Annotated in this window: 21 protein-coding genes, 3 tRNA genes and 1 riboswitch; of the genes, 17 read left to right on the top strand and 7 right to left on the bottom strand. The window is 47.2% G+C overall.

Going from position 1 to position 22198, the window contains the following annotated elements; translation table 11 throughout:
- Both EV210_RS13595 and EV210_RS13590 read right to left on the bottom strand, forming a co-directional pair.
- Positions 1–327, bottom strand: coding sequence for a DUF3649 domain-containing protein (locus EV210_RS13595; RefSeq protein WP_132081493.1), 327 nt, complete (start codon positions 325–327; stop codon positions 1–3).
- A gap of 10 nt (positions 328–337) precedes the next feature.
- On the bottom strand, positions 338–2575 hold the full coding sequence (locus tag EV210_RS13590) for a TonB-dependent receptor (RefSeq protein ID WP_132081490.1): 2238 nt from the start codon (positions 2573–2575) through the stop codon (positions 338–340).
- Positions 2576–2894: 319 nt separating this feature from the next.
- On the opposite strand from EV210_RS13590, the gene EV210_RS13585 reads away from it, so the two are divergent.
- A complete protein-coding gene (locus tag EV210_RS13585) occupies positions 2895–3722 on the top strand; it encodes an AraC family transcriptional regulator (protein ID WP_132081487.1) in 828 nt (275 codons plus the stop codon).
- 83 nt (positions 3723–3805) lie between these two features.
- Here the strand turns inward: EV210_RS13585 and EV210_RS13580 are convergent, their stop codons facing one another.
- The 4 genes from EV210_RS13580 to EV210_RS13565 form a co-directional block, all read right to left on the bottom strand.
- Positions 3806–4501 (bottom strand): energy transducer TonB, encoded by a 696-nt coding sequence (locus EV210_RS13580; protein WP_132081484.1) that lies wholly within the window; start codon positions 4499–4501, stop codon positions 3806–3808.
- A gap of 5 nt (positions 4502–4506) precedes the next feature.
- On the bottom strand, positions 4507–4914 hold the full coding sequence (locus EV210_RS13575) for an ExbD/TolR family protein (RefSeq protein WP_132081482.1): 408 nt from the start codon (positions 4912–4914) through the stop codon (positions 4507–4509).
- Positions 4901–5497, bottom strand: a complete 597-nt coding sequence (locus EV210_RS13570; RefSeq protein ID WP_132081592.1) for a MotA/TolQ/ExbB proton channel family protein — start codon at positions 5495–5497, stop codon at positions 4901–4903. The genes EV210_RS13575 and EV210_RS13570 overlap by 14 nt, the downstream gene beginning before the upstream one ends.
- A 303-nt stretch (positions 5498–5800) precedes the next feature.
- A complete protein-coding gene (locus EV210_RS13565) occupies positions 5801–6481 on the bottom strand; it encodes a hypothetical protein (protein WP_132081479.1) in 681 nt (226 codons plus the stop codon).
- Between the two features lie 293 nt (positions 6482–6774).
- On the opposite strand from EV210_RS13565, the gene EV210_RS13560 reads away from it, so the two are divergent.
- The 16 genes from EV210_RS13560 (at position 6775) to EV210_RS13485 (ending at position 21222) form a co-directional block, all read left to right on the top strand.
- Entirely contained in the window at positions 6775–7206 is a 432-nt protein-coding gene (locus EV210_RS13560; protein WP_132081476.1) for a TonB family protein, read from the top strand.
- A gap of 157 nt (positions 7207–7363) precedes the next feature.
- Positions 7364–8323, top strand: coding sequence for a DUF1858 domain-containing protein (locus EV210_RS13555; RefSeq protein ID WP_132081473.1), 960 nt, complete (start codon positions 7364–7366; stop codon positions 8321–8323).
- 6 nt (positions 8324–8329) lie between these two features.
- Complete coding sequence (locus EV210_RS13550) at positions 8330–9004, top strand: hypothetical protein (protein ID WP_132081470.1); 675 nt, start codon at positions 8330–8332, stop codon at positions 9002–9004.
- Positions 9005–9215: 211 nt separating this feature from the next.
- A complete protein-coding gene (gene hcp / locus EV210_RS13545; protein ID WP_132081467.1) occupies positions 9216–10859 on the top strand; it encodes a hydroxylamine reductase in 1644 nt (547 codons plus the stop codon).
- Positions 10860–10974: 115 nt separating this feature from the next.
- The gene (locus EV210_RS13540; RefSeq protein ID WP_132081464.1) at positions 10975–11604 is read left to right on the top strand and encodes a hypothetical protein; all 630 of its coding nucleotides are present in this window, start codon (positions 10975–10977) and stop codon (positions 11602–11604) included.
- Between the two features lie 136 nt (positions 11605–11740).
- A complete protein-coding gene (locus EV210_RS13535) occupies positions 11741–13708 on the top strand; it encodes a methyl-accepting chemotaxis protein (RefSeq protein ID WP_132081461.1) in 1968 nt (655 codons plus the stop codon).
- Positions 13709–13901: 193 nt separating this feature from the next.
- A tRNA-His gene (locus EV210_RS13530) sits at positions 13902–13977 on the top strand.
- Positions 13978–13990: 13 nt separating this feature from the next.
- Positions 13991–14066, top strand: a tRNA-Gln gene (locus EV210_RS13525).
- Between the two features lie 4 nt (positions 14067–14070).
- Positions 14071–14146, top strand: a tRNA-Lys gene (locus tag EV210_RS13520).
- 273 nt (positions 14147–14419) lie between these two features.
- Positions 14420–15616: an FTR1 family iron permease gene (locus tag EV210_RS13515; RefSeq protein WP_132081458.1), complete on the top strand. Its 1197-nt coding sequence runs from the start codon at positions 14420–14422 to the stop codon at positions 15614–15616.
- 112 nt (positions 15617–15728) lie between these two features.
- Positions 15729–16283 (top strand): iron transporter, encoded by a 555-nt coding sequence (locus EV210_RS13510; protein ID WP_132081455.1) that lies wholly within the window; start codon positions 15729–15731, stop codon positions 16281–16283.
- A gap of 67 nt (positions 16284–16350) precedes the next feature.
- A complete protein-coding gene (locus EV210_RS13505) occupies positions 16351–17622 on the top strand; it encodes a Fe-S-containing protein (protein WP_132081452.1) in 1272 nt (423 codons plus the stop codon).
- Between the two features lie 12 nt (positions 17623–17634).
- A complete protein-coding gene (locus EV210_RS13500; protein WP_132081449.1) occupies positions 17635–18921 on the top strand; it encodes an ABC transporter permease in 1287 nt (428 codons plus the stop codon).
- Positions 18922–18930: 9 nt separating this feature from the next.
- Positions 18931–20061, top strand: coding sequence for an ABC transporter permease (locus tag EV210_RS13495; protein WP_132081446.1), 1131 nt, complete (start codon positions 18931–18933; stop codon positions 20059–20061).
- 15 nt (positions 20062–20076) lie between these two features.
- A complete protein-coding gene (locus tag EV210_RS13490; RefSeq protein ID WP_132081443.1) occupies positions 20077–20739 on the top strand; it encodes an ABC transporter ATP-binding protein in 663 nt (220 codons plus the stop codon).
- A 12-nt stretch (positions 20740–20751) separates the two neighbouring features.
- On the top strand, positions 20752–21222 hold the full coding sequence (locus EV210_RS13485; protein ID WP_132081440.1) for an FMN-binding protein: 471 nt from the start codon (positions 20752–20754) through the stop codon (positions 21220–21222).
- A gap of 66 nt (positions 21223–21288) precedes the next feature.
- On the opposite strand, the gene EV210_RS13480 is transcribed toward EV210_RS13485, so the two are convergent.
- Positions 21289–21675, bottom strand: coding sequence for a NusG domain II-containing protein (locus tag EV210_RS13480; protein ID WP_132081437.1), 387 nt, complete (start codon positions 21673–21675; stop codon positions 21289–21291).
- A 187-nt stretch (positions 21676–21862) separates the two neighbouring features.
- Positions 21863–22042: riboswitch (cobalamin riboswitch) on the top strand.
- Positions 22043–22198 lie beyond the last annotated feature (156 nt).

The raw sequence follows: 22198 nt of genomic DNA, 5'->3' as shown, positions 1-22198 counted from the left end.
TTAGCTCAGCCGGGCGGCAACCAATGCCAGTATGGCTGCAGCCAGCGTAACGAGCAGAACATCCCGCCAGGCACGCTGAGCGGTCGGGACAGCAAAAACCCACAGCAAGGCTGCCGGGTAAATAAGAGCAGGTAAAAATGAGAGAAAAAACAGGATGTCTACCTTTGGCCAGGGCAGCAGCAACGCCAAAGCCGCCATAACGCTGGCGGTTAGCGCATAGCCGCCAAAAACGGCGGCTAAGATGCGCAGAATAGTTTGTGTTGTTTTATCCGTGCTGGTTAAAAGTACGCTTAGTTGTTTAAACGTATTAAGTAGGATCGTTTTCATGTTTACACCACTAGAGCTGGAAGGTTGCCGATAACTTAAAGGTACGGGGGCCGCCCAGGGTGACAAAATTATCACTAAAAGCACCTGACCAATAGTGCTTGTCAAATAAGTTTTCTACAGTGAGTCGGTAGGTGACTGGGACATTATTGACTGTAGTTTTGTACCGCGTACCGAAATCATAACGTATCCAGCTTGGTAGTTTATCAGCATTAGAATTGTTAAGATACTGCGTTCCAGTGTATACGGCTCGCAAGGAGAGAGTTAGATCCTTATTCCAGGGTGTGTCCCATTCTACGCCCGCATTCACTTGCCATTTGGGGATTCCATAGGGAGTGTTGCCTGTGGTAGTAGAAGAAGCGGTAGCAACACGAACTAATTCGCCTTGCATATAGGTGATGCCGCCTAATAGACGCAAGTTCTCTGACGTCTGTCCAAAAGCATTCCATTCAATACCGCGGTTTTTCTGTTTACCATCATAGGATTGTATATTATTAATTAAAGCCAAGCTTGGCTTTGTGATCTGAAAAAGCGAGAGGGTGTGAGCAAAGTCACCTTTGTCCCATTTGATGCCCAGTTCATGTTGTTTACTTTTATAGGGCGTCAGTATATCACCATAATTACTATACTGTGTGTTCGTAACTGTCTGGCCAGGCGAAAGCATTTCAATGTAGTTGGCGTAAAGTGCTACTGATTCTCCCCACGGTTTGACGACGAGACCAACCATCGGTGTATTTGCATGTTCATCATAAGAGGATGTCATGACACCAGTAGTAGCGTTGAAATTTTTTATCTTTACATTCTGCCGCCGTATTCCTAGCGTTAGCTGCACTTTTTCCTCGTCAAAGGAAAGCGTATCAGACAAAAGTAAGCTGCTCAGTTTCGTTTCACTCGTTTTAGGGCCCTTTCCCTTCCAGGATACCAGATCAAAAAGGTCGCCAATCGAGCCAGGATTGGCAAGGTCTATAGCTGATCCTGACCAAGAATAATCTTGAGTGCCGGGGACATAACTGTTAAAGGTACTGGAAGAATCGCTGTCCATACGACTAGTGCTTAGTACCAGTTGATGTTTTACCCCGCTGGCCTGATAATCGCCCCTCAATCCCATTTCTGCGGAAGTCGTGTCGGTCCAGAAATACTGTTTGTAGAGATTGCGAAGATTTGCCGTTCCGTCCGGTCGGAGCCTAATGTGATTACCATTAGTCATGCCGGTTGTATTGACGGACAATTTACCAAAGCTGGCGTAAGCGGTCAAATTATCCTGTAGATCGTATTCGCCCTTAAATAGCAGTCCGTTATTGCGTGCTGTACCTGATGTGCCTTTATATGCATTGGTTGAGCCGGAAGGAGCTGCAACATAGCCTTTATCCAGCTGATACATGGAGACGTATCCATTATCAAAGTTTTCCTGTGAGCCGAAAGCATCCAGGGATAAATTCCAACGGTCGCTTTGGTAATCCAGACCTAGAGCACCTAGTAGTCGCTCTCTGGACTGGCCGTTTACTTCGGTATCACCGTCGGCATATAAACCATTAAAGCGAATACCCCACTCCTTATTTTTCCCTAGACGACGACCGATATCAAGATGGCCGCCTAAATGGGATTCAGAAGTGTAGCTAGTGGTAAAGTCGGTGATGTCTTTCTCACCGGCGTGTTTAGGTACTAAATTGATTGCACCGCCTACTGAGGTATTCATACCACCATAGAGAAAAGAGCTGGGCCCTTTAAGCACTTCCACCCGTTCTAAAAACTCCACGGGAACGCGATGCTGCGGTGCCAAACCTTGCAAGCCGTTAAAGTAAATATTGGTGTGATTTACCTCTAGGCCGCGAACAATAAAATTTTCGTTGGGGTGCCCGGAAGAAGTACCGTAACGGACAGAAGAATCATTGCTGAGAACATCCTGTAGTGTACTGGCCTGTTGGTCTTCCATGGTCTGGGCAGTATAGCTGGTGACACTAAATGGTGTATCCATGAAATCCTTGTTGCCCAGCACGCCCAGATTAGCACCGCGGGCTACCTGGCCGCCTGCATATGCCGGAGGGAGGGCATGGTCACGCTCAGCGGTTACTTCAACACCCTGTAAGGTAAATTCACGCTGTTCGGCAGTCGTGCTGCCTGCCGCCTGTTGCTCGCCGGTTATATGTCCGTCTTCGGCCGCATAGGTAAATACTGGTGCATGCCAGAAGATGCTGCTGCCAATTAAGGCATAAAGCAGACTTTTTTGGGTACGGGACATCTTTCTTTTCATACGGTTCGACTCCTTTGCATACGTCGTGAATGCGACCCATTGATTATCATTCTCAATATCTATGCAATAGAATAACAAGCAAAAAAACAAGAGTAAATGGATATATTTCTAAAACGTCCTGGATTATTTTCCAAACTAACCGTTACGCCTTGAAAATACTAATACTGCTGGCTGGCAACCGGAACAGTATGAGAAAATATTGACAAGCTTTAGGACAAATAACTATAATTATGATATTCATTATCAATGAAGGTCATGGTTTTATAGTGAAAAACTAGTGGTATTTTGATATAGCATGTAAAACGAAAGGCAGCTCAAAATGAATGTTGATATTAATGAATTGGCCCATTATTACGCAAAAGTAAATATCCGGATTATCGATGTGGGCCGAGCTGTTATTCCGCCTGGCAAGAAGTGTTTTGGCGTACGCACCCCGCCGTTTTCAGGCTTAGTTTTTCCGATGAGAGGCAGGGCCCGGATGTTCTTTAACGGTGTACCGTATGAAATGCAATATGGCAAGGTTTTTCATGCCGGCCCCAACATGACGCTGGATAAAGAGGTCATCGGCAACACTGAATGGGATTTTATGGTCATCCATTATTTAATTACAGGGAATACCGAGGGGATGTATTCGTATGATGCCGCTCATTTTCAATTAGAGACGGGCTATAATACACGGATCAATGATTTGCTGCATCAATTGCATGGCAGCTGCACTACGCCGGGAAGCTTGCCCGAGTTAAGAGCCAAGTCCTTATTTTTCTGTATCATTGATGAAATGCTGACAAGTGCGGGCAACCGGCGTAACGAAAGCGGCCGGGAAGTTGTGGAGCAGGCAATGGCTTATATCAATAGTCATTATATGGAGCCGCTCACTATCCCAAAACTGGCGGCGCAATATGGCCTGAACAGCAAGCAGTTTGCCTATTTGTTTCAGAAGCATATAGGCATGGGGCCGAATGATTATCTAATTGAACACCGGGTGCGGCGTGCCAAAGAGCTGTTATGCACTACCGCTTGCTCCGTTGCGGAAATATCAACCTGTGTAGGCTATTCAGATCCGTATTATTTCAGTAAACTGTTTAAGAAACGTACCGGTTTTTGCCCGAGTACACTGCAAAGCTATGGAGAAAAGAATATCGGCTAAATTCCGCAAGTTTAGTTTTAGCAAAAGAAAAACTGTACTGAAACGTCATTTCAGTACAGTTTTTTGCATTGTATGTACCTGTATTAGCGTAAGCGGAAAGACACGGGCAGGGTGGTGGTGCAGGGAACTGCGCGTCCGGTAGCCAAATCCTTGGCGGGAATAAACTGCCAGTTAGCGACAGCTTCTATAGCAGCTTCATCCAAAGCCGCATAGCCGGTAGAACGGGCAATGCTGATGGCACCTGTCCGGCCATTCGTCAGAATTTCAATTCTAAGCAATACCGTTCCTTCCTGACCAGCTTTACGGGCCGATGACGGATAAACAGGATCTGCTTTGGACAAGATGCCCGGGGCGGCAATACCACCGCCCTTGGTACTGCCGCCGGACGAAGTGCCGCCGATCGCAGAAGAGCCGGTACTGTCCGGGCTGCCGCCCGGCGATACTGGTGCCGCCGCCGCCGCTGCTACGGGCTGGGCTTCGGTCATGGCCAGTTCACTTGTGGTGACTAGCGCTTCGGCAGGCTCTTCTGTGGGGAGCGCCTCAGCCGGTACCGGCTGAGACTGCCGGGGAACCTCCGGTACCGAAGAGGGTGCGGGCGGCAGGGCACTGACACCGGCCCGTTCGGCCGGATCGCTGACCAAATCCATCTCCAGCAGCACCTCCTGGACAGGCGGCGGGGCGGTCCAGCCGGCAGACAGGTAACCAGCTGCCGCCAGGAAGAAGAGGTGAAGCAGGAGTGAGACAGAAAGGGCCTTGCGCCAGTAATACGTGTAACTCATGGGCGCTACCTCGCTTTCTCAACAGCAACGGAAACGCGGTGAGCACCAGCCTGTTTGAGCTCATCAAGCACGGCAATGACCTGTCCGTAAGGAACGTCCTTATCCCCGCGCAGAATAAATACCGTATCAGGCAGCTTGCCAATTTCCAGGCCGACCCGTTTAGCCAGCAAAGGCAAGGGCAGCTCTTCCTGGTTAAACAGGATGTTGCCATTGCCGAGGACGGCAATATTGACACTGGCCGGTTTATCCTGCTGGGCGGCAGCGGCTTTGGGGAGATTGACAGGAATGGTGTGCTGTTCGACCATATACAGAGTACTCATCATAAAGAAGACGAGCAGAAAGAAAATAATATCAATCATGGGGATAATCATAAGTTCAGGCTGCTTTTCAACGCGAAGGCTACGCAATTTCATGGGCATCTCTCCGGCTGGTCTTTTTAATGAGGACATAACTAATGACAAGAGCGGCAGTCTGTTCAATATCGGTGACAAGATGGTTGACGTGGCGGGAAAATAGTCCATGAATGATGAGGGCCAAAGTAGCGATGCTGAGGCCGGTAGCGGTTGCAACAAGTGCCTCACCTACCCCTCCGGTAATCGCCATCGGCTGCCCGGCCTGGACATTAAAAATGCTGAAGGAATTGATCATGCCGATAACAGTGCCCAAGAGGCCAAGCAGGGGAGCGAGAGTAACAACCATGCTCAGTTCGTCAAGATGCTCACGCAAGCGGGCAGCAGTGAGCATAGCGGAACTTTCGAGAGCGTTTTCAAGCTGGCTGCCGCGCTGATGAGCTAAGAGACCGGAGAGGGCCACTTTGGCAATGGCGGCGGGAGAATGCTCGGCAAGCTGAATGGCATCAGCGAAGCGCTGCTTTTCCAGCAGGGGCTGCAGTTTTTGCTGAAAGGCTGAGCTGTCGGCGGATAGGGAACGGTAGTATAAAATACGTTCGACAGCGATGGCAACGACGAACAATGAGCAGGCAGCCAGCAGGTACATAACAGGTCCGCCTTTGTGAAACAGGTCAATAGCTTGGGTAAATAGATTCACGGGGATCACTCCTTTGGTAGAATGTTATTTGAGATTGTTTCGTAATACCAAGATTTTTAATACTTGCTACTATTTCCCTCTAGGTTATAATAACAAAAACGATAATCATTTTCAATTGGATGAAAATTTTTTTATAGAAAAAAATATAGTATTGTCTGTTTCTACTGATTCAAGCAAAGAAACACCAGCTATCTTTGCGATAGCTGGTGTTCTTGCTTAGCCAATCTAGTTAATACCGGAGTAGGAAGCTGGCTATTGGAAAATAAGCTGCTGCAGCATTTGCAGGCTGAAAGGAGAGCCGTGATAAGATGTATGGAGGCGGATAATTCCGGCATCGGTACTGACAGAATCAACACTGAATAAGTCGGCGGGGGAAGTGCCGTATATAGAGAGCGTACGTAGAGGGGAATGGTCAATATAGGGGCGGAAGTTAATGGTGACAACATTGCCGTCAATCCGGGATGTGAAGCTGTCTTGTGCCGCAGTGAGGGGATTGCCGAACAATTTGGTCAGCATACCCAGGCTAATATGGGAAAAAAACCACGAAGCTACCGGTTTGGCCAACAGTTTTCGCTGGCTTACGACAATACTGACACTGGACTCCTCGCTGTTTTGAACAAAGCGGGTAATTTTCCCGTTCAAGAGGAGACGGCCGCTGTCGCGGGTATCGAGATGTAAGATAATCTGATTGCCGGGCTGGATGGATACATGAGCTTCGCGAATGGAAGGATAGTCCGGCAGGACTTGTGTAAGATACTCATTGACAGCTGTCTCAGGAACTGCAATTACCCCGTTTGTTAAATCCGAGAAGGTTTGGGCGTCCCAGGTTTGCCGTAATACTTTTTGTGCAGCATTATCAATGAAGGGAAAGGCATAAGCCGGCTGAAGGGTGCAAAGCATGGCAAGCAGCAGGCTGGTGAGAATACGGAACATCAAAAGGACCTCTTTTCTGAGTGATTTCGCTTTTATCTTACCGCAGCCACCGGCAAAGATAAAGTTGGTAAAACTAAGATAACAGGCCCAGAGCGTCGTTATTATGCTGTCGATGGGCGAGAGCACCGGATAGGTTACGTTTACTGGTAAATTTCATACGGCGGGTAAAAAAACGCTTTCCAATAGAGGAATTTCTATATATGTTGAGAACTATTATCATAAAAGTGGTAAAAACGGCTGACAATTAATGCTAATCCGTTAAAAGACTAATACCTGTAGAAAGGATGATTCGCATGAAAATTGCCCCTACTATTCGATTCGCTGCTACTGCGGCTTTTTTGCTGGTGCTGCTTACATTGCTATCCTTGCCTGCTTTTGCTAAGGAGCCGGCCCCGCTTACGCCGCCTGCCATTGTAAAACTGGCGCCCGTTGGACTTTCTCCCGAGTTGAGGGAGAAATATTCGGAACAAACTGTAGTGGTAAAGGTGAGAATCACAATTTCTGAGGCAGGCTTGCCGGATGGCGAGCTAACAGTGGTCACCAGTTCGGGAGATGAGACATTTGATCAAGCTGTCATTACGGCCGTAAAGCAGTCTGTTTTCAGTCCGGCTTACACCGCTGAGCATAAGGCAGTAGCTTCTGTTGTTGTCCTGCCTATGCATGTAAAAGTAGAGAAATATGTGCCCGAAGAATCTGCTGCCCCGGAAGCGCCGCAAGCTGAATAACGCAATGGAGATAGAACAAAAGCACGGATCAGCCGTGCTTTTGTTCTATTTAAAATAAAAAACACCTTATTTTGTGATTTAGATCAAAGTAAGGCATGCGAAATAAGGGTAATATATAGGTAGCGAGTTGATAGAGAGACTAAGGAGGCAGATGGCCATGTTACCGAAAGGTGCCAATTTACAAAAGATACATAATGGTAAAAAAACATATGCAATAACTCCGCACTTACCAGGCGGTTTTATCAAACCTGATGTGCTGGAAAAATATGCTCATGTTGCAAGAAAGTATAACGGAATACTGAAGCTGACCTCCGCGCAGCGTATTATGATTACAGGCTTAAAAGCGGAAGATATTGAAGAAATTTGGCAGGAGCTGGGAATGCAGCCCGCTATGGGATTTGCCAACTGCGTCCGCAGCGTCAAGATTTGTCCGGGAATTGCTTTCTGTAAGCGGGGCAAGCAGGACAGCATCAAGCTGGGGCTGGAGTTAGACAAACGTTACATTAAGAAGGAAATGCCGTCACGAATGAAAATGGGGGTTTCCGGCTGTCCAAACTCCTGTGCGGAATCTGTTATCAAAGATGTCGGTGTTATCGGTACGGATGAAGGCTGGGATGTTTATGTGGGCGGCAGTGCCGGTTCTCATCCAAGGCTTGCCGATAAACTGATTGCCGGTCTAGATTATGATGATACACTGCGGATTATTGACATTGTTGTCAGGTATTACCAAAAGAATGCGGATATTGAGCGGGTGGGTCAGTTTATTGACCGGATTGGTTTTGAAAAATTTCAAAGTGATGTGTTGGCAGAGTTTCATAACCGTGCTGTTTCTGAGGCTCCGGCCAAGCCATTGTCAGCTGGGGAGCAGATTGTGCCCATACCAGGTGGTTTAACGGAAGGCAACCTGGTGTTTGGCGACCGGATATCTGCGGCGAGTGTCATTGCAGATATTATCCGCGTATATCCTCAGACCATTCCAGTGCTGCGGGAATTTGGCATGGGCTGCCTGGGCTGTCCTTCGGCTACTGGTGAGGCCTTAGAAAAAGCAGCAGAGATTCATGGAATCGATGTACAGGAGCTTATTACAGCATTAAATAAAATTGTATTTAAGGAGTGATCCCGAATGAGTGCGTTTATTGGACCGATTCATTACTGGCTGTATGGGAAGATTCGGTTGGTCAGCAAGCGGGAAGAGGCTGTTTACAATAAAGCTGCTGAAATGTGCGGCGCAACCGCTGAAGAACTGCGCGACCAAGTTTGGCAAATGTACGGTCAACCGCTGCCAGAGGTTGATCTCAGTGAGTTGATTAATCATGATAACATTCATGGCTGGCTGCAGCGGCAAATCAATGTCGTAGAATCCAGGGAAGCAGCTTTTATTAAGGAACTGCTTGATACCTGCGGTGGTACTGCCCAGGATATTATCGAACAAGCCTTTGAGGAACAAGGCGAACAAGCCGGTAAAGATGCGGGCCGGCAGGCCAAATACGATTTAACCACCGCTCCTGGCATCTATAAGGCGCTGAACGATTATTATCTCAACGGCATGCCTTGCGATCAGGCTGATATGGTTGTGACATCAGAAGCGGAACGTGTAATTTGGGAAACCGGCGCCTGGCTGCAGGAGCAGAACTGGAAGCGGGTTGGGGCTGATGCCGGGCTGATGACTGGCTTTTACCGGAAATGGCTTAGCGGCTTTGTCAGGGGAGCGAATGCAGCGTATGGTTTCCGGCAGGTACAGGACCGGCTGGCTGGTGACAGTGTCAATCGGTATGAAATTGTCAGCCGGGCCAATTAATTAATACTGAACCTAGAAACATGAAGATTGTCTATGTAGCGGGAGTTAGTCTTTTGACTAGCTCCCGTTGTACGTTCTGAGTAAAACGGTCTATTATTTTTGGAAAAAGTGATTTAAATCACGGAAGTCACCTGGCAAATGCTATAAGATAAGAACAGAGGAAAGCAAATCCAGTAAGTTTCGATTATTTATTGATTATGGAGGAGATACAATGTCAATGTTTTGTTATCAATGTCAAGAGACAGCCAAAGGAACTGGCTGTACCATACGCGGCGTCTGTGGAAAAACAGCGGACGTTGCCAATTTGCAGGATTTATTGATTTACGCTCTGAAAGGAATTTCGACTTTTGCTCTGCAAGCCCGCCAGGCAGGAATAGCTACTGCGAAGGCCGATAAATTCATTATGGAAGGGCTGTTTGCCACCATAACCAATGCTAACTTTGATAAAGAATACTTTGTTGCACTTATAAAACAGGCACTTGTTATACGGGAAGAAGTAAAAGCTGCTTTGGCTGAAGCAGGTATAACGGTACAAGCTTCGCATGACAGCGCGACGTGGTTTGCTGATCATACTGCAGCTTTTGAAGAAAAGGCAGTGACCATCGGTATTTTAGCCACGGAAAACGAAGATGTTCGTTCCCTGCGCGAACTGCTTATCTATGGTGTTAAAGGCATGGCTGCTTATGCCGAGCATGCTTTTACTCTCGGTTATAAAGAGGATGGCATCTTTGCCTTTATGCAAAAAGCATTGGTTGCTACAACCGATGATACTCTGAGTGCGGATGAATTGGTAGCCTTGGTTATGGAATGCGGTAAGTACGGCGTTGATGTAATGGCATTGCTTGATAAAGCGAATACCACCACTTATGGCAATCCGGAAATAACGAAAGTAAGTATTGGCGTTAGAAGCAACCCGGCTATTCTCATCAGCGGTCATGACCTGAAAGACCTCGAGGAACTGCTGGAGCAAACCCAAGGTACCGGCGTCGATGTATATACTCATGGTGAAATGCTGCCGGCACACTACTATCCGGCCTTTAAAAAATATGATCACTTTGCCGGAAACTATGGTAATGCCTGGTGGCTGCAGGATAAAGAATTTGAAACCTTCAACGGGCCGATTTTGATGACTACTAACTGCCTGGTACCGCCAAAGGCCAGCTATAAAGACCGCGTGTATGTTACCGGTGTAGTCGGCTTTGAAGGCTTAAAACAAATTGGCGAACGGGTGGACGGCAAACCGAAAGATTTTTCCGCGATTATTGCCCACGCCAAACAATGTCCGTCTCCTCAGGAACTGGAACAGGGCGAGATCATTGGTGGATTTGCGCACAATCAAGTATTAGCACTTGCCGATAAAGTGGTGGATGCTGTGAAAAGCGGGGCCATTAAACGTTTCTTTGTTATGGCTGGCTGCGATGGCCGTATGAAGAGCCGGGATTACTATGCGGAGTTTGCCACAGCATTGCCGCAAGACACCGTTATCCTCACTGCCGGATGTGCCAAATACCGTTACAACAAACTGCCGCTGGGCGATATTGGCGGTATTCCCCGCGTATTGGATGCCGGACAATGCAACGATTCGTACTCCTTAGCTGTAATTGCATTAAAACTGAAAGAAGTATTTGGGCTGAATGATGTGAATGAGCTGCCTATATCCTACAACATTGCCTGGTATGAGCAAAAAGCCGTTATCGTACTGTTAGCGCTGTTATACCTTGGCGTGAAGGATATTCATCTTGGACCAACCCTGCCTGGTTTCCTTTCACCGAATGTAGTGAAGGTACTTGTTGAAACCTTCGGCATTGGCGGCATTACCAATCCACAAGATGATCTTAAAATGTTCATGAGCTAACGAAGAAACCCCGGCTGCTTAATCGGCAGGCCGGGGTTTTTTTGCAATGGCAGGAGAATACTACTTCATGTGTAAACTAAAGATCAGGTGATTCGGCGAAGTGAGGATAACGAATATGGAGATCAGACATCCTGAATGGCTGCAAGTGAAATACGGGCAGGAAACCGGATACGGGTACAGTCAAAGCTGGTACAGTACCCGCAGAAAGCGCGCAAGCGGCTGCGGGCCGACCGCAGCCACCATGCTGCTATTGTATTTAAACAGACGGGAAATGGGATCGCTGCCTTATACGGATAACACGATCCCTGCTATAACAGAAGCGCTTGAAGCAATTTGGGACTTCGTCACACCCGGCTGGCTGGGACTGAGCAGCACTAAAAAATTTTGCAGGGGAGTGGCTGCTTTTTTGCGGCATCACCATTTAGCCTGGTCGTGCCACCGGTTCAGTGTTCCTGTTTGTATGTCCCGGCGGCGTTCTCTCGCTCAGACTGTTGATTTCTTAGAGCAAGGACTTGCTGCCGATTGTCCCATCGCATTTTTGAATTTGGACAAAGGACAGGAGAAATGCCTGGAAACCTGGCATTGGATTATTGTGACGGCACTCGTTTATGAGGAGCAGGCACAACGGTATATTGTGACCTGTTATGACGGCGGGCGCAGGCTGTCTTTTGATTTGAATGCTTGGCTGACTACATCGAAGCTGGGCGGCGGTTTTGCTTTTGTGACCACAGGCAATGAAAAATAGCGCAGAGGTTTGCCGAAAGCTCCCTTGCCTTACCGTGGCAGGGGAGTTTTATTTCCTTAGGATCTGTAGGATATAGAAAGGAAAAATGATTTGTATTGTCGAATCTATCTTCCATAATCATACAGGAGTGGATAAAATGTTTAAAAATACCAGTTTACAATTCCGTTTAGTTGCCTTATTTATCCTATTTGCTATTCTCCCGGCTTCCGCAGGCGGTGTTGTAAGCCTTTATATGAACATTACATCAGCCCGTGAAGATATGGCGCATGATAACGGCATGCTGGCCAATCAACTGGGCAGTGAGATCAAACGTATGCTGGATGATTCGCAAGGCCTGGTGGAAGCGCTTGCTGCTTCGCCTACGACCCAGTCAATGGATGGCGGCTCGGTAACCGATATGATTATAGCTGCTCAACAGCGCAATCCTCAGTTCGAATTATTTTTTGTGATGGATGCTACGGGAATGCAAATTGCCAGAACTTCCGGTAAGCTGGCTAACCGCGGGGACAGGCCTTATTTTCTGGAAGCGGTAAAAGGCAATACGTATTTCACGGATACCTACATCTCGGCTTTTACTAACGCTCCTACTGTAACGATATCGACGCCTATCCGCAATAAAAGCGGTGCGGTTATCGGGGTTTTTGCCGCTGACATCAGCTTAAAAGCGCTCGCGGATATCGTGTCAAAAGTCAAGATTGGCGAAACCGGATATCTAGATATCGTTGATAATAAAGGCACGGTTATCTATAATCCGGTCAATGACAGGGTAATTAATAAAGAAAGCTTTGCCTCCCTTGACTATGTAAAACAAGTTATGCAGGGTAAGGCGGGATATATGGAAGCTGTATCCAGCCGGGGAGATAATACCATTGCCTCGTTTTCGCCTATTGCCAAGTACGGCTGGGGAGTGGTAATTTATCAGCCTGTAAGCGAAGCATACAAAACGTTGATTTCAACGACGATGATTGTCCTGGTAGTCGTCATTTTGGCAGTTGTGGCGGCAGGATTGACTGCTTTTTATATTGCCAGGAATATAACCAGGCCTTTACAAAATCTGGTTAATGTCAGCCGCGCTGTCGCCCAGGGGGATTTAACGCAATCCGTTGCCGTTGGCGGTATTTCTGAGGTACGCAACTTAGCGGTCGCTTTTGAGCAAATGACAGCTGCGCTCCGGCAAATCATTATTCAGACCCGGAATACGGCTGATTCAGTGGCTGCCGCTGCTGAAGAGCTGGCTGCCTCGTCAGGCGAAGTTGGTAAAGCTTCGGAAGAAGTGGCAATTGCAATTCAGCAGGTATCGGAAGGTGCTACCCGCCAAGTGGCCCTGTCCGGCAATTCTACCGTGGCAATTACCGGTATGGTAACCAATACGTCGGAAACTACTGCGGCAGCTCAGGCCGTTGCGCTGGCTTCCTCTAAAAGCGAGCAGGCAGCGGAATGGGGTAAAGGGCAGATTCATGATGCCGTAGACCGGATAGAACAGATCAGACAGCAGGTTGACCAGGCGGCTGCAATGATTTATGCACTTGGCGATAAATCGCGTCAGATTGGACAAATCGTTGATCTGATTACCAATATTGCCGGTCAAACTAATTTGCTGGCTTTGAATGCTGCCATTGAGGCGGCACGGGCCGGAGAGCAAGGGCGTGGCTTTGCTGTTGTTGCTGAAGAAGTGCGTAAACTGGCCGAACAATCACAAGATGCGGCAAAGGAGATTGCTGCAATCATTGGGGCTATTCAGCAGGAAACAGCCGTTGCTGTGAACGCTATGGACAGCGGCAGTAAAGAGGTAGCGGCCGGTGTCCAGGTCGTACAGTCTTCCGGTACCGCTTTCCAGCAGATTTTTGATGCAATTAAGAATATGCATGTTCAGGTAGAAGCAATTGTCAGCCTGGCCGAACGGCAGCAGAAGGCCAGCGATGAAGTAGATCAGGCTGTTCACGGTATTGCAGATGCAGCCCGGATTAATGCTGCCAGTGCAGAACAGGTAGCTGCTGCCAGTGAGGAGCAAAATGCAGCTGTACAGGAGATTGCTGCTTCGGCGGCAAGTCTGGCGAAAGCTGCAGGTGATCTGCAAGAGGCAGTTGTAAAATTTCATGTTTAAAAATTAATTATGACTATTGATTATGTTAAAGAGATCTGCTATACTGTTTAAGTGTCGTGACGTTGTTTGGCTTAAGTGCCAGACAACGTCGCAGCACAAAAACAAAATATAAAAATTGTGCTTGACATAAGAATGAAAGCGTGATAGAATATATTTTGTCGCAAGGGACAATGTTCCCTGCAAAATGAACATGGTGGCTGTGGTGAAGCGGTTAACACGGCGGATTGTGGCTCCGTTATTCGAGGGTTCGAACCCCTTCAGTCACCCCAAAAAAAATATTGTAGGGGCGTCGCCAAGTTGGTAAGGCAACGGACTTTGACTCCGTTATGCGTTGGTTCGAGTCCAGCCGCCCCTGCCAATGCGACCTACTAGCTCAGTTGGTAGAGCACCTGACTTTTAATCAGGGTGTCGATGGTTCGAGTCCATCGTGGGTCACCATTGAAAAAAAGCTTTCCGGATATATATCCGGAAAGCTTTTTTATATTATGATTGAAATACGGGAGAAATAGTAAATACTTGATAATGAGAATTGCTACCGCTTTTCCATTTTTTTCTTGACACAAGCAGAAAACGGAGTTATATTCTCTATAGAATACGTTATTGATCATGAAGCGGGTTACGGAAACCTGCCTTTTTTACCGCTTGCCAATGAGAATGATTACTATTACCATTAAAAACAAACTGCGCGGATTAGGGAAAGGAGGTGAATATATGCGTAAAATACTGCTTATTTTGCTAATGCCGCTTGTTTTCATGTTTGCTGCGCAACATACAGGTTTTGCTGCAGCGTCGTGGGGAAAGGTTGTCGATAAAATCGAAAAAACCATGACCCAGTCACTGGATGCTTATAAGCAAGGAAATCTAGATAAAGCGAAAAAACTGGTTAATGATGCTTATTACGGTGTTTATGAAAAAGAAGGTATGGAGCTTACTGTTAGTTCAACCATTTCCGGACGCCGGGGCAGCACGGAAGAATATAAATTCAGTGTTATTAAGAAGTTAATGACGAATGGTGCACCTGAGGCTGAAATAAAGAAAGAAATGGATGAACTAGTCGGTATGCTGCGTGAAGATGCTGTTAAATTGGGTGGTACAGGCAAGCAGCAAGGTCCCGCTGAAGTTTTTTGGCCGACGTTTCTAATCCTGGTGCGTGAAGGTTTTGAAGCAATCCTGGTTATCGGTGCAATTACGGCCTACTTGAATAAGTCAGGTAATGGCAGCAAAACGACGGTGGTATATTACGGCTCTTTCCTGGCAGTTTTGGCAAGTCTGCTGACAGCGATTGCAATTAATCAAATTTTTAATATTGGCGGAGCCAATCAGGAAATCATGGAAGGCGTAACCGTACTGATTGCCGTGGTTGTTCTTTTATCCGTATGCCGCTGGATGATCAGCAAAGCCGACACAAAAGCCTGGCAGAGTTATATTGAAGGAAAGGTTCAGCATTCCGTAAGTGGCGGTAATGCCTTATCTCTTGGTTTAGCCGCTTTTTTGGCAGTGTACCGGGAAGGGGCGGAAGTTGTCCTGTTTTATCAAGCTTTACTAAGTGACGTGGGAGCACATATTGATGCCGTGTGGATGGGATTTGGTGCAGGTTGTGTGGCTTTGGCTATAATTTACGGAGTGATTCATTATGGCAGTATGAAAATACCGCTGAAACCGTTTTTCCTGGGAACAAGTATTTTTATGTATTGTCTGGCGGTAAGCTTTGCAGGCAGCGGAGTTAATAAGCTGCAGGCAGGCGGAGTTGTCGGTGTAACGCTGATACCGGGCATGGAGGCTATTGACCTTTTAGGGATTTATCCTACCTGGGAGACTCTTTTGCCGCAAATTGCGCTTGTGCTTCTGGCGATAGGGGGGGTGATGGTTAGACGCCGCCGTCAATCGGCTCCTGAAGCTGCAGCATAATGCACAAAGGCGATAGATCAAAAGGCTTGTAGCAAACAGCAAACGGGATGAGGTTGTTCTATTTTTAGCTGCTGTAAAAATAAATAAAACATATTTAGGAGGCTACTACATAATGAAAACAAGAAAATTTGCACTGATGACATTGGTTATGATGCTGGCACTGTTTGTAATGGGAACGCAGGTATTCGCTGCGGGCTTCCAGGAGTATCCGATTGGTGATGAACAGGAAGTTACGGAAGCAGGCTTTACCGTTGCCGCTATCTACTTCCAGCCGATTACGATGGAGCCTGCCGGCATGGGCTTAACACCTGACCAGGCGGATATTCATCTCGAAACAGATATTAAAGCTACTGAAGATAACAAAACCGGCTTTGGTGTTGGCGAATTCATTCCTTATCTTTCTGTACACTACACAATGACCAAACAAGGTACCGGCGAAGTAATTGAAGGCAACCTTATGCCGATGAATGCCAGCGACGGAGCTCACTATGGCGCTAACGTTAAAATGCTGGGGGCAGGCAGCTATGATGTGGTTTTCACGATTGCCAGCCCACTGCAGCAAAACTACATGCTTCACGTTGACCAGGAAACCGGTGTTGAAGGCCGCTTCTGGGAAAACCCTGTAACGCTTCACTGGGTGTTTGATTTCGTGCCAAGAAACTGGTAATCATAGCGGTCCGGGAAAACTCCCGGACCTTTTTCTCGAATATATTTGATGGGAAGGAGGGGGACAGATGGTACAATATCTCATGGCAGTATTGCAAACGTTTATACCAGTGGTGCAGAATATCACGGCGGCAGTAATCCCGGTAGCGATGTTATTGGCTTTTTTAGGAAAGCAGGAACGGGAAAACTTACAAAGCTATGTTTGGCATGGGGTGATCTGTGGTCTCCTTAGTTCTTTTACAGTTGTTATCCTACGCCTAAGCTCTACTTTTATTAAACGTGAAATTTATGAATGCATCGTATTAGGGATAGCGCTGCTTGCAGGAATCCTCTTGCTTAACTTTTTTTGGAAAGCCAAACGAAAAGGTTATCCTGAGTCAAATGCAACCATCCCCGGGAAATTAATTTTTACAGTTGCTTTTACTTTAATTTTATATCGGGGTTTTGAATTTTTTTATTTCCCGGCCAATATGCTGATAGCGGCTAATCCGCTCGCTAGTCTGGAGGTTTTGTTTAAAGTACTTGGCTGTGTGCTTGGCTTTGGTCTGGCCTTACTGACCGGTGTGGCTGTTTTCCGGGTGGCGAGAGTTTTGCCGGTGGGCCGTTTGCTGACTGTTACCACGGTCGGTTTTATTGTCGTTATGGCCCAGCAGCTTGTAGTCGTTATTCAAGTCTTGCTGGGACGCGGTGTCATTCCTATGAAAAAATGGCTTCTTGGAATCATGATTCCCCTTATTAATTATCAAACCTGGTTTTTGTATGCTCTTCTAATCGTTACGTTGGCGCTTGTCGCCATTTTATACAAAGGGCGCAAGGCAACAAAGCGGGATGATTTAAATCCGGCGCAATATAGAAAAGTATTGATAACCGTGCGCAAGCAATTAAATTGGGGAACCGTTGTTGCGGTAAACCTGCTGCTGGTATTTGTTTTATCCACAGCCGGTAAGGCTTATGCCGACCAAAAAGTGGAAATCACGCCTGCAGTACCGGTAGCGGCTGTGCAGGGGGCCATTTCTATACCCCTGGAAAAAGTGAGCGATGGAAGGCTGCATCGTTTTTCCTTCCGGGCTTCAAACGGTACTACCTTGCGTTTTATTATTATTAAGAAAAGTGGCTCCGCGTATGGAGTAGGATTAGATGCCTGTGATATTTGTGGTCCTACCGGCTATTACGAGCGGGAAGATCAGGTGGTTTGCAAGCTTTGTGATGTGGTAATGAACAAAGCCACCATTGGCTTTAAAGGCGGCTGCAATCCGGTTCCGTTAGAATACCGGATGACAGCAGGCAAACTGGTTATTCCGGCGGCGGCGCTGGAAAAAGAAAAAGGCAGATTCAAGTAGGGAGGGCGAGGTATGTTTTGGCGAATGCTGAAAGGCGCCCTGAGCAGGCAGCGGCGCAAGATGTTTATGGTAGCGCTTACGATTGCCCTTGGCGTTTCGCTGACGACGGCGATGCTGAATGTTATGCTTGACGTCGGAGATAAAGTTAATCGGGAATTGAAAGCCTATGGTGCAAATATAACTGTTACTCCCCGCTCTGCTTCGGTACTGAAGGAGTTATACGGAGTGGAAGCTGGGGCAGGGGCAGCCGGACAATATTTGCAGGAGGCTGACCTTGGTAAGCTGAAAACGATTTTCTGGGCAAATAATATTGTCGCTTTTGCGCCGACGCTTGAGGCTAAGGCCAGTCTTGGTCCCAATCACGAAGAAGTGACATTAGTTGGCACCTGGTTTGAGAAAAAACTGGAACTGCCTACAGGGGAAGTCGTAGAAACCGGGATTAAAGAATTAAAATCCTGGTGGTCTATTGATGGAAAATGGGCTCAAGATACCGATGTACATGGCGCGATGGTTGGCAGCCTGCTTGCAAAGAAACTGAACATCAAGACCGGTGATGAACTGCAGCTTACTTCCTCTGCCGGCGGCAGAGAAAAGATAAAGGTTCAAGGACTGATTAACAGCGGTGGTGCAGAGGATGAACAGATTTTTGTCCCGCTGTCCTTTGTTCAAAAGTTCAGTAATATGGAGGGCAAAGTAACAAAGGTAGAAGTGAGTGCGATTACCACTCCTGACAATGATTTGGCCCGTAAGGCGGCACATAATCCTAAAAGCTTAACGCTGAAGGAATGGGAAACCTGGTATTGTACGGCGTACGTAAGTGCGATATCCTTTCAAATTGAAGAGGCGATTTCGGGAGCGAGGGCTAAGCCGGTGAGGCAGGTTGCCGAATCGGAAGGGGCCATTTTGCAGAAAACACAATTGCTGATGCTGCTGATAACAGTGCTCAGTCTTGCCGGATCGGCTTTGGGCATTTCGAATCTGCTGACGGCCAGCGTGATGGAGCGCAGCCGGGAAATCGGCTTATTAAAGGCACTGGGCGCTACCGACTCGGAAATTTTGCTGTCAACATTGTCTGAAACGATGACAACAGGCATTGCCGGCGGCACAGCGGGGTATTTTCTGGGGCTTGGCTTTGCGCAGATTATCGGTCAGACTGTTTTTGGTGCAGCAGTGGAAGCAAAAGGAATGGTTATACCGATAGTAATGATTTTAGTGGTTCTGGTTACTTTGGCAGGCAGTCTTCCTGCCTTTAGGATGCTGCTGTCGCTGCGTCCGGCAGAAGTACTTCATGGCAGGTGATAGTAAACTATGACAAAATATTCGATGTTCGGCAAAATGATTATCCATTCGCTTATCCGTCGGCGGTCACGCATGTTTGTTGCCTTGCTGGCAGTTGCCATTGGTGCGACGGTGCTGTCCGGGCTGGTAACGATTTATTATGATGTACCCCGCCAAATGGGCCGGGAGTTCCGTTCTTACGGTGCAAATCTGGTTTTAATCCCAACAGGCGGCAGTCAAACCTTGCAGGAGAAAGATGTTGTGAGTGCAACTGCCCTGCTAACGCAGGAAAAGCTGGTAGGGATGGCGCCCTATTTATATGACCGCGCCAAGGTAAATGAGCAGCCGGTTATGGTAGCTGGTACTCGTTTTGAAGAAGTAAAAAAAGTAAGTCCATACTGGCAGGTCCGCGGACAATGGCCGGCTCCTAATACGACAGATGTTGTCATTGGTGCCGATGTTGCGGAGCTGTTAAAGGTAGAGCCCGGACAAATGATAACGCTGTCAGCTGCCAACAGCAGCAGTGAAAGTAAAGTAAAAGTTGCGGGCATTGTCCGGACAGGCGGAACAGAAGAAAACTTCCTGTTTATGGATTTGCCTGAGCTGCAGAAAATGCTGCAAAAAGATGGACAGATCAGTGTGGCCCAGGCTAGTATTATGGCTACGGAAGCGGAGCTCAATTCGCTGATCGGCAATGTGGAAACGCAGGTATCCGGGGTCACCCCGCGCCTGGTTAAGCGGGTAACACAGTCTGAGGCAATGGTCCTGGGCAAATTGCAGGCGCTGGTGTATCTGGTAACGATCGTTGTTCTCCTGTTAACGCTTATTTGTGTCGCTACGACAATGATGGCAGTGGTAGCAGAACGGAGAAAAGAGATTGGTCTTAAAAAAGCGTTAGGCGCAGAAAACCGCAGTATTGCCCTGGAGTTTTTAGGTGAAGGGCTTACACTGGGGGCACTGGGTGGAATGCTGGGAACGGTTCTTGGGTTCTTTTTTGCCGAAACGGTGAGTGTAAATGTCTTTGGCAGGGCGATTTCTTTTCAGCCGTTTATTGCGGTAAGTGCACTTGTAGTCGCAATTGTCGTAGCCGGAGTGGCCTGCCTGATTCCGGTAAGAGTTGCAACCGCCGTTGAACCGGCTATCGTTTTACGGGGCGAGTAAGGAGGCTGTTGATTCATGAGTTTATTAGAACTAAAAGACGTTTCGATGATTTATGACAGTGTAAAAGCGCTGCAGAATATTAATCTTACGGTAGAACGGGGCGAATGGCTGGCCATTATGGGACCTTCCGGCTCCGGTAAAACTACTTTAATGAATATTGTTGGTTGTATGGATAAAGGAACAAGTGGTACGGTTATCCTGGATGGTGAGGATATTTCCACTTTGAACTCCCGCAATTTGACAACGATTCGCCGGGATAAAGTGGGGCTGGTTTTTCAGCAGTTTCACTTAGTGCCATACTTAACCGCTTTGGAAAATATTATGATTGCTCAATATTACCACAGTATGCCGGATGAGGCTGAGGCATTAGCTGCCTTAGACAGAGTCGGTCTGAAGGACAGAGCCAAGCATCTGCCCAGTCAGCTTTCGGGTGGCGAGCAGCAGCGCGTCTGTATCGCCCGGGCTTTAATTAATTATCCCATGCTGATTCTTGCCGATGAACCTACCGGAAACCTGGATGAGGCCAATGCCAATCTGGTATTGGAGATTTTCCAGAAGCTGCATCAAGAGGGACATACGATTATTATGGTAACGCATGATCCGGAAGTTGCTGAGCTTGCCCAAAACCGGATCGTATTGGAACATGGACGGATTGCCGACAGGCGAAAGATTGGATAGGAGGTAGCAGGTGTGAAACAATGGCTGTTGGTATTAGCCGTATTTTTGCCGGTTATGCTGCTGGGCGGCTGCGCTCAAAAGGATGCCAGTCCTGCTGCTGCCGGTCATAAGGATATTACTGTTAGCGGCAATTATAAGGATGGCAGATTTACCGCTAAGAGTAGTGCAGATGAAAATGGCGCAATTGGTGAAATTGCTCTGGTGATTAAAAATGGCAAGATCACGCAAGTGGATTATCGCGGTATCAAAAAAGACGGTACAATCAAGGATAAAGAATATGGCAAAACCAGTGGAAAGATAGAAAATCAAGAGTTTTATAATAAAGCACAGCTTGCGGTAAAGGCGGCTGCTACCTATGGTCCCAAATTAATCGAAACGCAGGATGTCGATAAAATTGATGCCGTATCGGGAGCAACCGTATCATATAACCAGTTTGCCGAAGCTGCGAAAAAAGCATTAAAACAAGCAGATAAGAACCCCTAAGCAAGACATGACAAATAACGGCCGCCCGCTGAAGGTGGCCGTTATTTGTCATGTGTCCTAAATGCTTTATCTGATAATGTCATCAATATCCTGCGATTCTGAAGAGACAACCGTTACTACAATCCGGTACGGCAAATTGATAATTTGCTGGGGGGGCGTACGAATCCAGCCGGTATGTACGCCAATCTGCCGGGGGGAATCATCCTGCCGGATTCGTACTTTTCCTGAATCTACTTCGATAATCGCGTACTCACTTTGACCGCCAATGCGGTATTCTTCCCGGTAGCCTTCCCGAAGGCGCATTGTTTTGACCAAACTGCCGTTAACCCGCACCTCAGCACTTTTTTCCGCCTGATTCGGATAAAGGGAAAAGCTGTAGAGAATGGTGCAGATAGAAAAGAGAAAGAGTATCGAAATAAGGATTTTATCGCCTTTTGTAAGAAATCTCATCATAGGCTCCTTGCTATACATAAAATCTATAGTTATAAGTGAGTTTAGGTGTACAGTAACCAAGCGGCTTTTGCGAGAAAATAAACGATTAATCCGCATAATCTGGTTTTTGTTGTAAAAGAGTTTGACATAGGAAGGAATAAAATGCTATTATTGATACAAATTATAGAATAAAATGTCAAATCACACAATTTCATATATTGAGATAGGTGCCCGCAAGGGCTTAATAGGGAAGTCCGGTGCAATACCGGCGCGGTCCCGCCACTGTAATAGGGAGCAAACCCATATATACCACTGAGATATGAATCTTGGGAAGGTTGGGCAAGCCATGATCTAGAGCCAGGAGAACTGCCTATCTGACGATCACCGTTTTTTACCCACGAGCGATGGGGAGGAGATTTTTGTACATACCATTGTACCTAACTTCTTCCCGGCGTATTTTTTGCGCCGGGTTTTTGTATAGATATAGTATTATGTTGTTTGAAATGAATCTTCCTGCCATATTGGCCGGGAAGATTCATTTTTT

Source organism: Anaerospora hongkongensis, assembly GCF_004339805.1.
GTDB classification, from domain to species: Bacteria; Bacillota; Negativicutes; order Sporomusales; family DSM-15969; genus Anaerospora; species Anaerospora hongkongensis.
Note: the sequence above shows the minus strand (reverse complement) of the source record. Positions and strands in the feature narration are given on the sequence as shown.

Excerpts from the sequence above, each read along its gene's own strand:
- EV210_RS13560 (WP_132081476.1), top strand. The coding sequence starts at position 6,775 with ATGAAAATTGCCCCTACTATTCGATTCGCTGCTACTGCGGCTTTTTTG.
- EV210_RS13570 (WP_132081592.1), bottom strand. The coding sequence starts at position 5,497 with ATGTACCTGCTGGCTGCCTGCTCATTGTTCGTCGTTGCCATCGCTGTC.
- EV210_RS13505 (WP_132081452.1), top strand. The coding sequence starts at position 16,351 with ATGGTACAATATCTCATGGCAGTATTGCAAACGTTTATACCAGTGGTG.
- EV210_RS13500 (WP_132081449.1), top strand. The coding sequence starts at position 17,635 with ATGTTTTGGCGAATGCTGAAAGGCGCCCTGAGCAGGCAGCGGCGCAAG.
- EV210_RS13555 (WP_132081473.1), top strand. The coding sequence starts at position 7,364 with ATGTTACCGAAAGGTGCCAATTTACAAAAGATACATAATGGTAAAAAA.
- EV210_RS13565 (WP_132081479.1), bottom strand. The coding sequence starts at position 6,481 with ATGTTCCGTATTCTCACCAGCCTGCTGCTTGCCATGCTTTGCACCCTT.
- EV210_RS13575 (WP_132081482.1), bottom strand. The coding sequence starts at position 4,914 with ATGAAATTGCGTAGCCTTCGCGTTGAAAAGCAGCCTGAACTTATGATT.
- EV210_RS13590 (WP_132081490.1), bottom strand. The coding sequence starts at position 2,575 with ATGAAAAGAAAGATGTCCCGTACCCAAAAAAGTCTGCTTTATGCCTTA.
- EV210_RS13550 (WP_132081470.1), top strand. The coding sequence starts at position 8,330 with ATGAGTGCGTTTATTGGACCGATTCATTACTGGCTGTATGGGAAGATT.
- EV210_RS13515 (WP_132081458.1), top strand. The coding sequence starts at position 14,420 with ATGCGTAAAATACTGCTTATTTTGCTAATGCCGCTTGTTTTCATGTTT.
- EV210_RS13580 (WP_132081484.1), bottom strand. The coding sequence starts at position 4,501 with ATGAGTTACACGTATTACTGGCGCAAGGCCCTTTCTGTCTCACTCCTG.
- EV210_RS13490 (WP_132081443.1), top strand. The coding sequence starts at position 20,077 with ATGAGTTTATTAGAACTAAAAGACGTTTCGATGATTTATGACAGTGTA.
- EV210_RS13540 (WP_132081464.1), top strand. The coding sequence starts at position 10,975 with ATGGAGATCAGACATCCTGAATGGCTGCAAGTGAAATACGGGCAGGAA.
- hcp (WP_132081467.1), top strand. The coding sequence starts at position 9,216 with ATGTCAATGTTTTGTTATCAATGTCAAGAGACAGCCAAAGGAACTGGC.
- EV210_RS13535 (WP_132081461.1), top strand. The coding sequence starts at position 11,741 with ATGTTTAAAAATACCAGTTTACAATTCCGTTTAGTTGCCTTATTTATC.
- EV210_RS13585 (WP_132081487.1), top strand. The coding sequence starts at position 2,895 with ATGAATGTTGATATTAATGAATTGGCCCATTATTACGCAAAAGTAAAT.
- EV210_RS13510 (WP_132081455.1), top strand. The coding sequence starts at position 15,729 with ATGAAAACAAGAAAATTTGCACTGATGACATTGGTTATGATGCTGGCA.
- EV210_RS13480 (WP_132081437.1), bottom strand. The coding sequence starts at position 21,675 with ATGATGAGATTTCTTACAAAAGGCGATAAAATCCTTATTTCGATACTC.
- EV210_RS13495 (WP_132081446.1), top strand. The coding sequence starts at position 18,931 with ATGACAAAATATTCGATGTTCGGCAAAATGATTATCCATTCGCTTATC.
- EV210_RS13595 (WP_132081493.1), bottom strand. The coding sequence starts at position 327 with ATGAAAACGATCCTACTTAATACGTTTAAACAACTAAGCGTACTTTTA.